This is a genomic window from Candidatus Magnetominusculus xianensis (genome assembly GCA_001541255.1).
In the GTDB taxonomy this organism is placed as follows: Bacteria; Nitrospirota; Thermodesulfovibrionia; order Thermodesulfovibrionales; family Magnetobacteriaceae; genus Magnetominusculus; species Magnetominusculus xianensis.
Genome location: LNQR01000137.1, coordinates 1 through 12,838, shown reverse-complemented (window position 1 = coordinate 12,838; position 12,838 = coordinate 1). Strand labels below are relative to the sequence as shown.

General features: G+C 45.9%; 11 protein-coding genes and 1 pseudogene. 6 read left to right on the top strand and 6 right to left on the bottom strand.

The window, feature by feature from the left end:
* Positions 1-181 (bottom strand): annotated as a pseudogene (locus ASN18_RS16625) (ISNCY family transposase); the annotation flags it as partial.
* Between the two features lie 210 nt (positions 182-391).
* On the opposite strand from ASN18_RS16625, the gene ASN18_RS16620 reads away from it, so the two are divergent.
* From ASN18_RS16620 to ASN18_RS16595, 6 genes are all read left to right on the top strand, one after another.
* On the top strand, positions 392-595 hold the full coding sequence (locus ASN18_RS16620; protein ID WP_157073074.1) for a DUF2905 domain-containing protein: 204 nt from the start codon (positions 392-394) through the stop codon (positions 593-595).
* Complete coding sequence (locus ASN18_RS16615; RefSeq protein WP_236861854.1) at positions 583-1,443, top strand: MBL fold metallo-hydrolase; 861 nt, start codon at positions 583-585, stop codon at positions 1,441-1,443. The genes ASN18_RS16620 and ASN18_RS16615 overlap by 13 nt, the downstream gene beginning before the upstream one ends.
* An 87-nt stretch (positions 1,444-1,530) precedes the next feature.
* Positions 1,531-2,550, top strand: a complete 1,020-nt coding sequence (locus tag ASN18_RS16610; RefSeq protein WP_085053904.1) for an SPFH domain-containing protein — start codon at positions 1,531-1,533, stop codon at positions 2,548-2,550.
* Entirely contained in the window at positions 2,547-3,530 is a 984-nt protein-coding gene (locus tag ASN18_RS16605) for an NAD(+)/NADH kinase (RefSeq protein WP_085053903.1), read from the top strand. The genes ASN18_RS16610 and ASN18_RS16605 overlap by 4 nt, the downstream gene beginning before the upstream one ends.
* Positions 3,508-4,560, top strand: a complete 1,053-nt coding sequence (locus tag ASN18_RS16600) for an ADP-ribosylglycohydrolase family protein (RefSeq protein ID WP_236861852.1) — start codon at positions 3,508-3,510, stop codon at positions 4,558-4,560. The genes ASN18_RS16605 and ASN18_RS16600 overlap by 23 nt, the downstream gene beginning before the upstream one ends.
* Positions 4,561-4,640: 80 nt before the next feature.
* A complete protein-coding gene (locus tag ASN18_RS16595; RefSeq protein ID WP_236861851.1) occupies positions 4,641-6,284 on the top strand; it encodes a potassium channel family protein in 1,644 nt (547 codons plus the stop codon).
* 2 nt (positions 6,285-6,286) lie between these two features.
* Here the strand turns inward: ASN18_RS16595 and ASN18_RS16590 are convergent, their stop codons facing one another.
* The 5 genes from ASN18_RS16590 to ASN18_RS16570 form a co-directional block, all read right to left on the bottom strand.
* A complete protein-coding gene (locus ASN18_RS16590) occupies positions 6,287-7,429 on the bottom strand; it encodes a hypothetical protein (RefSeq protein WP_085053901.1) in 1,143 nt (380 codons plus the stop codon).
* On the bottom strand, positions 7,426-9,645 hold the full coding sequence (locus tag ASN18_RS16585) for an SNF2-related protein (protein ID WP_157073073.1): 2,220 nt from the start codon (positions 9,643-9,645) through the stop codon (positions 7,426-7,428). The genes ASN18_RS16590 and ASN18_RS16585 overlap by 4 nt, the downstream gene beginning before the upstream one ends.
* Before the next feature lie 62 nt (positions 9,646-9,707).
* On the bottom strand, positions 9,708-11,231 hold the full coding sequence (locus ASN18_RS16580) for a 4Fe-4S binding protein (RefSeq protein WP_085053900.1): 1,524 nt from the start codon (positions 11,229-11,231) through the stop codon (positions 9,708-9,710).
* Positions 11,228-12,223, bottom strand: coding sequence for a DUF362 domain-containing protein (locus tag ASN18_RS16575; protein WP_085053899.1), 996 nt, complete (start codon positions 12,221-12,223; stop codon positions 11,228-11,230). Before ASN18_RS16575 ends, ASN18_RS16580 begins: the two co-directional genes overlap by 4 nt.
* 16 nt (positions 12,224-12,239) lie before the next feature.
* Positions 12,240-12,641, bottom strand: coding sequence for a hypothetical protein (locus ASN18_RS16570; RefSeq protein WP_157073071.1), 402 nt, complete (start codon positions 12,639-12,641; stop codon positions 12,240-12,242).
* Between the last annotated feature and the right edge of the window lie 197 nt (positions 12,642-12,838).

Genomic DNA, 12,838 nt, shown 5'->3' with positions numbered 1-12,838 from the left:
GTTTGTTGTCATACTCAATAGTGAAATCATTCCTCAAAACCCTCTCACTCTTCATGCACAGAACTCCTCTAATGTCCATACCTTCCAGCGGTCTATGTAAATCACCCTCATCCCTAGCTTCTACGCTAAACTTCTTGTTGAATTCAGGTAAGTACTCCTCCACAATGTCCTCTTTCGCCATTTGTACCCTCTTTCCTTAGCACAAATTGCCTCTCTTTTTAGAACATTTCTACTTTGCTACAATAGGACATTTCTATTTTGGTATTACACTATTGTCAGATTAATGTTATAATCATATGCAAGTCTGCCTGTTCTTTTGTAAGCTGGTTTGCCTGAACAGGCCAGACAGTCGGTAACTATGGAACATTTAGGGGAACATTTAGGGAAATCCATGTTTTTCGCTGGGATTGCAATTGCCGCGCTGGGTGTCGTGCTGGGTAAAATACCATTTCTGGAAAAACTTCCCGGTGATATCGTTATTCACAAAAAAAACTTCAGTTTTTTCTTTCCCCTTGCCACAAACTTGATATTAAGTGTGCGGCTTTCAATAATTTTATATCTGACAGGCCGGAAATGCCGGAAATGCCAGATATAAAAGTTGGCAGATATACCGTTTACCCGATTAAGGGCGGATGTTTCAGTCTTGACGGCGGGGCACTATATGGTATAATCCCCAGACCGCTATGGGAGAAGACTTCACCGCCGGACTCAGTTAATCGTATACGGGTAGAGCTGCGAAGTCTGCTGCTGTCAGGCAACGGCAGAAATATCCTAGTTGATACAGGTATGGGGATAGATTGGCCTGAGAAATCAAGGAAAATTTATAACTACACCTACTCAGTTAATCCGATTGTGGAATCTTTAAAGACACACGGGTTCACTGCCGAAGATATTACAGATGTGGTACTAACACATCTCCATTTTGACCATACCGGAGGGGCAGTTGCACTTGAAAACGGCCTGCGCCTGCCTCAGTTTCCACGTGCATCATATTATATTCAGAAAAAGCAGTTTGAGTGGGCATTAAAACCCTCTGACAAGGACAAAGGCAGTTTTATAGAAACCACATTTATGCCGCTTATGGAGGCAAAAACCCTGACCTTACTTGACGGCTACACAAAATTAGACGACGAAATCGAGTTATTAGTCTTTAACGGTCATACAAGGTCTCAACAACTTGTCAGGGTATTCAGCGGTGATACCTCAATTTTTTATGCAGGCGATCTTTTCCCGTTTGCTTACCACTTTAAACCGCCATGTATTATGGCATATGACCTTGACCCCCTTGTAACGCTCAGAGAAAAGGACGAAATCCTAAGGCGGGCTTACAAAGAAGGCTGGATTGTGTTCTTTCAGCATGACCCTGAAAACACTGCCGTAACCATCGGGAAAAATGAAACAGGCTTCACTGTAAAAGATACGATTCAGATTGTTCGGACTTAAAATCAGCCGTTGTATAATCTATCAGGCCTTTATTGATGATGGATTCTTATGTTAGACTATAGCAGCACAGCGCTTGGAGGAATAGTTATGCTTGGTTTTAAATACATAAAATTCGACCCGATGGTATATGTCATCCATTATAAGAACGGAAAGGTTATACGTGAGGGCAGGGGGCTGTCGTTTTTTTACTTCGCGCCGAATTCCTCCATTGTGGCAATCCCCCTTGGCAGCAACGATATGCAGTTTATCTTTAACGAATCCACTGCTGACTTTCAGACTGTTTCAATTCAGGGGCAGATAGTCTATAAAATAGAAGACTCCAGGCAGCTTGCCGAACTGCTTGACTTCAGTGTTGACGAAAAAGGCAGCTATAAAAATAAAGACCATGAAAAACTCAATCAGCGTCTTGTTTGCGAGGCACAGACAGCTACCTCTGCCTTCATACAGGGGCTTACGTTGAGAGAGTCTATCAGGAGCGCAAAAAAGATTGAAGAGAAAATCATTACCGGTCTTAAGGCGTCAAATGCAGTCTCTATACTTGGCGTTACCCCGTTGAGCGTGAATATCCTTGCTGTGCGGGCAACCCCTGAGATGGAGCGCGCACTTGAGGCAGAAACCCGCGAGGCCCTTCAGCAAGAGGCCGACCACGCCATTCATGAGCGAAGACATAATGCGGTAGAACAGGAGCGTATAATCAAAGAAAGCGAACTCAATACAGAAATAGCCGTCGAGGAGAAAAAGAAACAAATCACTGAAAAGAAAATGGAGGCGGAAATCCTCATCGAACAAAACAAAAGACGCATTCGCGAGATGGCAATGGATGCCGATATTGCTGTTGAGACACTTCGAAAATCACTCATTGATATTAAAGTAGAAAACGATAAAAAAGAGGCCGACTCACAAGGCTATACCCTTACCGCCACACTCAGCCCATATAAGGACATGGACTGGAGAATCCTCTCGGCTATCAACAAAGACGCCCTTGACCCGCGACTCAATATTGCACTGGCCTTCAGAGAGCTTGCCGAGCGTGCTGAGAAAATCGGCACGCTGAATATCTCTCCAGACCTGCTTGAGAGCCTCTTAAACGCCAAAAACAAGAAATGACAGCCGAGTACGCCGTCATAGTAAAGACCAGGACAAGACTTGAACACCTCATAGACAGATTCAACACGCGCCGGCAGGGGAAGTTTTACATTGAACGCGCAGGCGGCAATTTCTCTGACTACGAAGCCGAACACGATACGTACTACTCATCGCTTGAGACAGTGCAAACCAGCCTTGAGCGCGTGATTAAGACAAAGACCATAGAGCGGTCGTTTCTGCCCACGTATTTGTTTTCTGAAAGGGACATAGTTGTCGTTGTCGGGCAGGACGGCCTCGTTGCCAATACTGCAAAATATGTAGGGGGGCTGCCTATTATTGGTGTAAATCCAGACGCCGGGAGATATGACGGGGTGCTGCTGCCGTTTCATCCGAATAATTTTCTGAAGGTGTTGGAAGTTGTAGCTGCGGGGCGTCTCTATTCATTTAAGGATGTGACAATGGCTGAGGCAAAACTAAACGACGGGCAGCGGCTCATTGCCTTCAACGATCTTTTCATCGGGGCTGCCTCACATGTGTCGGCAAGGTATGAGATTTCCCAGGGCAGTGTGCGTGAGCAGCACTCATCAAGCGGGATAATTGTCTCAACCGGTGCGGGGTCAACGGGGTGGCTGAGTTCGATAATTAATATGACTGCGGGTGTCACAAGCAAATTCTACGGCGGCACGGCGCTTGCCCCACGGCGGTTTGATTGGTCTGAGGATGTGCTGGTCTATATAGTAAGGGAGCCGTTTATAAGTAAGACCTCACAGGCATCGCTCATTGCCGGTGAGATAACAAATACCAACCCGCTGATTGTTGAGTCCCATATGCCGACAAACGGCGTCATATTCAGCGACGGGATAGAGGGCGATTTTCTAAAATTCAACGCCGGGGCATCGGCAGCAATAGGGCTCTCAGCGGGGAAGGCACGGCTGGTTATGCCGCAAATATATTTGCAAGAAAACAGGAGAGCTCACTTTGGAAGAGAAAAAAAGTCCTGACGCCTTAATTGGCTGTCTATTAGGTAGCGCCGTAGGGGATGCCCTGGGGCTGCCGATGGAGGGATTGTCAAGACAGCGGCAGTTGAAAATCTTTCCTGATATCGATTCATATCACTTCTTTTTTGGCAAGGGGATGATATCCGACGACACAGAACATGCCTGCATAACTGCCCAGGCATTGATAGCCGCACGGCAGCGTGACGCATTATTTGACGAAAGGGCATTCACCGCATCACTTAGCAAGAGGTTGAGGCTATGGCTGCTGATGCTCCCTGCTGCAACTGGATATGCCACACTCAGGGCAATACTCAAGCTATGGCTTGGATTCAAACGCAGCGGTGTGTACTCAGCCGGTAACGGCCCTGCAATGCGAAGCCCCATCATTGGTGTACTCTTATGTGATGACCCGGACAAAATGAAGTCACTGGTATATTTATCCACAATAGTAACACACACCGACCCGAAGGCATACGATGGTGCCCTGGCCGTAGCCCTGGCTGCTGCTATGGCGTCTAAACATATTGACGACCCCCGTGAGTACCTAAGCAGACTCGATGGGTTGATAGATAACCATGATTTTAAGAAAATGATTAAGACAGCCGCTGAGAGTGCCGGTCAAAGTACGGAGGATTTTGCTGCCGCCATGGGGTTGGGCTCTGCGGTTAGTGGTTATATCTATCATACAGTTTTAATGGTGCTGCACACATGGTTCAGGCATCCGGCGGACTATAAAACCGCTATCACGGCCGCTATACGATGCGGCGGTGATACAGATACAGTGGCGGCCATACTTGGCGGGATTATTGGGGCAAGGGTTGGCAAGGCCGGTATCCCTGATGAGTATATCCAGAGTCTTTATGAGTGGCCTGTGACGCCCGGGTGGATTGAACGGCTTGGCATAGCACTTTCTGAGACAGCAGGCCCCAGCAGCCCCCCAGAGTTTTCATATATCGGGAAGTTCATCAGAAATATCGCATTCATTGCCATTGTCTTATTTCATGGGTTCAGGAGGTTATTTCCACCGTACTGAAGGCTATGCAGTACGAAGTGAATGACGTTTTATATTAACCCTGTACTATTGGTCAGTATTAAATGTGTGTAGAGGGGGATATGTCAGGAGGTGTACTGATATTTGGGTTGTCTCACGTGGGGCTTAGGATTGCTGAAATTCTCAACGACACCGGCGCTAAGGTCTTTGTGGCTGCTGACGCCAGACAACAGAGCGCAGTCCTGCATGGCAAGGCAATAGAGTTGGTTTTCTCAGGGAGATGCGACCTTGCTGCCTTGAAAACGATTGATTTAACCCCATATGAATCTATTGTCCTGCCGGGTGAAAACGAGCTTTTTAACTTGCAGGCTGCCCTCTTCATTAGAGAAATTAATCCGGACATCAGGATTGTTGTCAGGCTGTTTAATTTGAACCTTGGAAGAAAACTTGAGGCCAGTATTAAAAACATCAGGGTACTCAGTGTATCTGCTGCCGCCTCATCATCTTTTGCGACATCGGCGCTGATTGAAAGACCCATCAGGTCATTTAAGATAAACGGATTGATAATGGTGACATATAAAGTAAAGGGCAGCGCATTCGAGGGTAAGACAGTCCTGGATATTGAAAGCGCACGGGATATTAAGGTTGTCGCTGTTAATGATATCGTCTTTCCTAATGTCCTGGCCGATAAAGCCACGATAGCTGCCGATGACGATTTGGTCTTGTTCTCGACATATGCAACAGCAAAAGAGGTTTCCGGGGTCAGACAATCAGATGCCCGCCACCACACGGTTAAAAGACACCGGAGCAGTTTATTTAACCGCTGGCAAATCGACACGGTCTTATTATATACGCTTCTGGCATTGATAGGGATTGCGGCGTTTTCCGTGTCTTATTTTCATCATTCAGAGAGACTTTCCCTTGTTGATTCCCTGTATTTTGTAATCACGGTGTTAACGACCGTTGGGTTTGGGGATATAAATCTAAAGGACTCTGCCTTGGGGGCAAAGGCAGTTGGGATGATTTTAATGCTTTCCGGGGTTTCTTTGTCTGCGATACTGTTTGCGATTATCACAGGGGGATTGATAAAGAAACGCCTGGAGTTGTTTATGGGAAGAAAAAGGATGGGCTTAAAGGGCCACATCATTCTTTGCGGCTTTGGCGATGTAGGAGTCAGGGTGTTTGAAGACCTCATAGCGCTCAACGAAAAGGTGCTGGTAATAGAGAAAAACCCAGAAAATAAATACATACAGATACTCAGGCAGAGCAATGTACCATTTATAATTTCAGACGCCGCACTGGAGGAAACCCTGCGCCTTGCTAACCTAAGACATGCTAAGTCTATCATATGCGCCACAGATGACGATATGAAAAACCTTGAGATTGGTCTGAACGCCAGAGCTGTGAAGTCACATATGCGCGTGGTGCTGAGAATCTTCGACAGTGAATTCGCTCAGATGATTCAAAAGCACTTCAATATCCATGTAGCCCTGAGTTCTGCTGCGATTGCCGCCCCGACCTTTGCCTCGGCATCGGATGTTGAACATGAATCAGCTAATATGGAAATCCACGCCATTATCAATGTTCATGGACAGAGGCTGGCAATTGCCGCATATGGAAAAGACATACAGGGAAATGCCGCAAACGGTAATATAATACCCTTATTCTTTGTAAATAATAACGGAGAGATTTCCTTCAACACAATTGGCTTATCCCAATGGGACAAACTATACTGTATGATCAAATGGGGTGGAAACAATGCGTAACTCTATGTCAGCGCTTCGGCGCCCTCGGCGCTGTTCAACTTCCTGACACACTTAGGACATCCTAAAGGATAACATACACTACAGAAGGACTTTCCACACTTACTGCACTCGCTATAACACTTCTTACATACTATATGAAGAGCATCATCACATATATAGTATGATTTATCAGGGGAAAAGCAGTACTCGCATGGGAGTGTATCAAGCCTCTTTAGAATTGGATTGTATGAAATAGGGAATTCCCTCACGCCTTTTCGTCTGTTTATGCTTATTAGGAAAACAGGTGTGGCCGATGTTATTCTGACAGCCGATAGCAGTTCTGTCTTTACGGTTAGAGCAAATTTCGAGATAAGGTCCTGGGTCTTCCATTTAAGTTCTGTTTTTATTGCATTAATCTTATCCTCTGTCTTGGTGGCAGTGTCATCACTGCCCTTTCTCTGCTCTCGCAGCCTGGCCTCAGTAATCATCGCATCATAATAATCTGTGACTCTTTCAATGTTGCGGTTGAGCCGTCTGTTGAGGCTTCTTATCATATCCGTAAGTTCTGTCCTTATTATTGATTCCAATGATTTATGGGCTGCCTGCAGTACTATATGTTTCGTGCCCTCAAGCTGGTCTTTGGAGTTTCTCTCTGTGAGTTCACCTAAGACATCAATCACTGCATTCGCACCTCCTTCAATTACAGAGGTTGAAAGGTTAGATTCATTAATCAGCAATTGAACAATGCCTTCTTTCTTTTCGTCAGAAAGGGCTGTGTACTTGAAGAACAATAGCAGATAGGAAATAATCTTTATCCCGGTATCCTTATGTTTGAAGACGGCATTGTTAAGAGTAATCTTTCCGGGGAGCATCGCTATTACCTTTTCATTGGATACCTGCTGAGGCGTGATAGTTACCTGTGAGAGTTTGCCCTTGCCCTCAAAAAGTCCTGAGAATCTTTCAAACAATTCTGAATCATATGTAAGGTGTTTCGTGTCCTCTGTGTCTGTACCTGGGTGCAGACACAGATGTGTAAGCTCTGGTATCGCAAGGGTCTCGGCAATCTGAGGGTTAGCTAAAACGTCAATACATTGACCATAATCCTCAATCACTGCTCCCTTATGGACAAGTATGTCCTTGACTATGTCACCGAGCGCCCTTGTCATAACTCGAAATCCTCTGCGAATATCTCTGTACCCAGGGCTTTGGTATTGATATATGCCTCCTTTGCCCTGAGAAGGTCATCCCCTATCACATCAAACCCCTTCTTAAGCTCTTCCTTAGTGCTGCTTTTGATCCAGAGGTCCATAACTATGTCCTCAAAGTCTTTATCATCGGCATAATGTCCCATTATTGGCTCTATTTCACCCACTACCAGCTCGAACATATTTATCTTAGAATCAAGAATGTCCAGAATATAGCTTTCAATTGAGTCTCTTACGGCAAGATTGAAGATGAAGACATCCCTTTCCTGACCAATCCTATGAAGCCGCCCTATACGCTGCTCTATGCGCATAGGGTTCCACGGCAGGTCATAGTTTATCAGGGTATTGCAAAACTGCATGTTTCGTCCCTCTCCTCCCACCTCAGTACAGACCAGTACCTTTACCTCATTCTTAAACCTATTGATTGCTTCGTCCTTCTGCCTGTTGCTCATCTTGCCGCTGAATGTTACAACTGTCATCTGATGCCCCTCAAGCAAGCCGGTTATGTAATCCATGGTCTTCAAATATTGAGTGAATACGACCTTTTTTTCAGCAGGGTTATTTTGCATTATTTCAATCAGCGCCTTTCCCTTACTGAGATATGGGAGGTTCTCAATCGACGCCATAAGGCAGTCAATCTCATCGGCGTTTTCGGTATTTTTCATATTGGCAAGCGTGTTTCTTAAGGCAAACGGGCTGCTGCCTGCCTGCATGATAAGCGTATTTAAAACCATCCGGTTGAGCTTATCACTAGTGAACCACTTTCTTAAAAGTGTTGATATGCCGTCATATATCTCTTTTTCAAGGTCAGAGGGATCGACTATGATGGTAGATGCAAACCTCATCGGCAGCTTTGCGTCCACAAGGCTTCGGGTATTTCTTATCATAACATCCCTAAGAAGTTCCTGTAACTTCTCCTTGTTTATGGGCATCCGCTGGTTTCCTTTTTTCACATATTCCTGCTTGAACATTTTTTCTGTCTTGAACTGACCAGGCTTAAGGAGTGTTATCAGGTTGAACAGCTCTATCAGATTATTTTGTACCGGTGTGGCGGTTAATAAGAATATGAACTTCTTCTTGAGTTGATTTACCAGCTTCCATGAAAGTGTGTTTCTGCTCTTAAGATGATGGGCTTCGTCAACAACGACGAGGTCGAAATATTTTCCCGTTACAGTCTCGAAATGTCTGACGCTCTTTGCGGTATTGATAGAGGCTATGATAAGTTTATTGCCCCAAAAATTGTCCGGCTCATCAAGCGTTGCAAGCTCATCAGTCGTAATAAAGTCTATATCGAACTTAGTACTCATCTCCTCTTTCCATTGAGAGACCAACGCTGCCGGTGTAAGAATGAGTATGGTTTTGACCATTCCACGCAAGAGATATTCCTTTATCAATAATCCCGTCTCTATTGTCTTTCCCATCCCCACCTCATCGGCAAGCAGTACCCGGCCCTTGAATTGCTTTAGCACCTTTACCACCGTCTCGGTCTGATACCAGAACCGTTCAATGCCCTTTACGGTATTTAGGCAGAGCAGTTCATCATAACTTCTTTGGATGGACAGATAGTTGTAGTCTATCCACAAGAGGGTCTCGTCTATTTCAGCCGGATTCAGTTCATGGAAGCCCCTCTCCATGGCTTCCGTAAATGTTGGAATATCTATTGATATGGAATAGTTCGCCTTAACAGAAGTTTGAGATTGAGCGGGTATGTGCGGCTGAACTGGTTTCTTGTTCAGCACACCAACTTCAGGCTTGGCTTTCACTATAATTTTTTTATTCCTCTCTCTAGTCCTTATTTGCTTCAAAAGTGTCGATAATACCTTTTTGGAGTCAAATTCTTCATAGTAAATATCTTTTTGTTTTTTACTCAGGTCGAGCGCAGTCCAATACAGCTCTTTTGCCTTGTCAATTCTGCCATCAGTCAGTTCAATCTCACTCAGCATTACACAATGCAGCCATATCTGTCGTACAGACATGGACTTCTGCAGCCACTTCCTTGCAACATCATATGATTTCATATTGAAATAAGTTAGCCTGATAATGCTGTTATAGAGGTGTTCGTCATCTGGAAACTCCGACAGCAACTCTTCGAGGCAATCGTATGCCTGTTTGTACTGTTTCTTTTTCAGGAATATCTCAAACGACTTATGTTTTTCTTGATATGTCTTATTAGTCATTGTTTTCTTGCCGTATATTTAAGTTAAATCGACCGCTTGAAAAAGCCTCGGAATTCAGTTCCTTAACCCTTTAAAATCATCTGGTTAGTCTTTGAGCGTGTCTCACCGATTGGCGTTACCCTTATCGCTGGTTTGTCATGCACAGGGCATTTGTTTTCACAGATGCCGCAGCCGACACATAGCTTCGTATCCAAAATAGGGCGCTTGAATCTCTTGAGTGTCCCGTCCCTTAGTCTTAGTTCCTCTTCCTTAAACCATATCGCCTTTGGCGATGTCGGACACACCTCCTCACACACGATACATTCAATATTCATCGACCAGGGCAGACACCGGCCATGGTCATAAAACGCGGTGCCAATTTTAGTAGGCTTTATGTCAGGTTTCTTTCCTATCTTCTTTTCTACCGTAAGCGGCATAATTGCCCCCGTCGGGCATACGTGCCCGCATAGGACGCAGTTGTGTTCGCAGTAGCCTATCTTATTGTGCAAAACAGGACTCCACAACCCCTCAAAGCCGCCTTCTAAGAGTGCCGGTTGAAGCACGTTTGTCGGGCATACCCTCATACACTGACCACATTTAATACAGCGCCGTAAAAAATCCTCTTCTTCAATTGACCCGGGCGGGCGAATCAGAGCGCTTTGCGGCAAGCTCTTTCCATTAACCGAACTTCTCATCATTGGGAACAGCACCGCAGCACCTACTACTGTCTCTATTATTCTGCGCCTGCTCACGTCAACCGGACGGTGAACAGAGCTTGCCTCTGCTGACAAGCCGTAGTGAATCGCCCCCTCCGGACATTGCTCTATACAGGTCATACACAGGTGGCATTCGCTGTATCTTATCTGCCCCTGCGGCTCACACCCACCGTGGCAATATCTCAGGCACCTCTGGCAGTCCGTACATTTGTCAACATCACGGCGAATTCGCAGCACAGACGCCATAGACAATACCCCCATCAGCGCCCCCAAAGGACACAACACCCTGCACCAAAACCGCGTTATAAACCTATTTGCTGCAAGTATCAGCAGAAATATTGCCGACACCAGCACCCCTCCAATAAATAACGGCTGCTTAATGTAAATCCCCCCTGATATGTAACTGACTGCCGGATATATGCCAACAGCAAAGGAACGCGTCAACAGGGCGATAGGGTCTAAAAGCCCCACTTGCAAGGCGCCAAACAGTGCCAATACGCAAAGCGCCGCAAGCACATAGTATTTTATCCTGTACAAGTCCCTGTAGGCATTAGTCCTGTAGTCGTCCACCGCACGACGCTTGTTAAACACATGGCTAATCCACTGGTTTAATATGCCAAACGGACACACCCACGAACAGAAGAACCGTCCAAAAAATATCGTTGGAATTATTATCAGAAGTGAAAGCGCAAGCCCCTTATATACTGTAAAACTCGTGAAAAATGCCGCGACGGCAACAAGCGGGTCAAGCTCCAAAAACAGTGGCGTCTCATACCCTTTCATATGCCGGAAGTCTGTTATATAAAGTAATACCAGAAACAGGGTGAAAAAAAATACAGAATATGCCCGCCTCACGTTTACAAGCGTTATGAGTTTCTTTGACGGTTTCATACAGAAAACTCGGCAGGGTTAAGGGATTTCCAGTCCGATGTGCCAACGCCGCGATGCTCTGCCATTTGAATATACGGTACATCGGCGGCCTTTAAATCAAGAAATGACAGGGTGTATGTATCAATAGCAACATCATCAGCGCCGACGATTATTGTATCCCCCTGCGCCACGTCTGAGATACTGCCCCCGGTCGGGCCGTTTGTCTTCAGGACTCGTGTTGCGTCCATTACCGTTAACGTCGGTCTTACAGCGGCGGCAATGTCTGAGATAGAGACATTGATGTCCTGATGGAGACGGTTTCTTTGTCCACCAAGTGTGCCGTACAAGTTTTTCATAGAAAAGGTACACTTGCTTAAGGAATGATGCTTTGCAACAGGGATATTTATTACCTTATCGACCTGATGAAAGAAGGCTGATACGGGCCAGATTTTTAAGAGTTCACCCTTTAGGTCAGTGTCGAGGAAATCGTTGTCAGTGGTGAATTTCACCTTGCCGCCTGACTTTGAGACGGCTGCCTCTATCCCTGAGCGCGCAAAACTCCTGTACGGGTCGTTTATTGATACATCTGTGACCCATACAGAGGACGCCCTGGCCTCGATACAAAGCCGTACTACGGCGGCAACGACATCGGGATTGGTATTTGCGGCAAGTTCAGGCTGTCTGTCCCAGCCTACGTTTGGTTTTATCAGAACTTTATCTGAGGGCTTGATGAACTGCCCGATGCCGCCAAGTTTATCAACAGCCGCCCGTACCATTTTACCGGCGTCCTTGCCGTGTACGATGGCAAGTTTGGGCAGGGCAGCAGAGACATCTGTAATACGATAATTTTTGAATGTATAGATTTTATTATTTCTTCTACTGACAGGTTCCCCTGAGTGAAAGACGAGGGCTGCCGCGCCGCAGGCTGCTGAGGCCGCCGCCGCTGTTGTGAGTTTTATCAGAAACTCCCTGCGGCTAAGTCTGCGTGCCTTGTCATTTAGCTTAGAGGGCATACGCGTAGTTAAGCTGTTATCTGTTCTGCTGGCCGGATTGCGTGTTATCTCTCGTTTGAAAGGAAAACCGCACGACACGCTGCTTTTCTCCACGCCTTTCAAACACGAAAAATAAATCGTAGGGGGCTGCCTTATATATGTTTAAGATACCAGTATATGCAGTGCCTGCCTTTGAAAGGGGCATGTTTCTCCTTGGCAGAACGCCTGCCACTTCATATGTTACCCCAATGTCGGCAATATCTGGTACATCTCTGCCAGAGGCATCTCTCAGGTCAAACGTGGTCTGGTTAGGTCCTACAGCAGGCAGATTGTCTGCACGCACAGCCATTGTCACCTTATAGCCATCTACATAGCCGGTCATTACCAAGTTCTCAGCCGATGCAGCCGACGCCACAAGTAACGCTGTCAGAACAAGCATGCACCTTGCAGCCATACAGATATGTTGAAGTCCAGTGTGGTTGTCTCTCAGCATTGCTCAAGTATAACATTTTTCAATAAAATTATTCTAAGAAGAAAAAAGGTACCGCAGGGCAATCGCATTAGAAACTTACACCCGCTAATCCCTCTCCTGGATTCCTGCTTTCCAGACTGTGTCATAATAGCACCCCCCTTTCT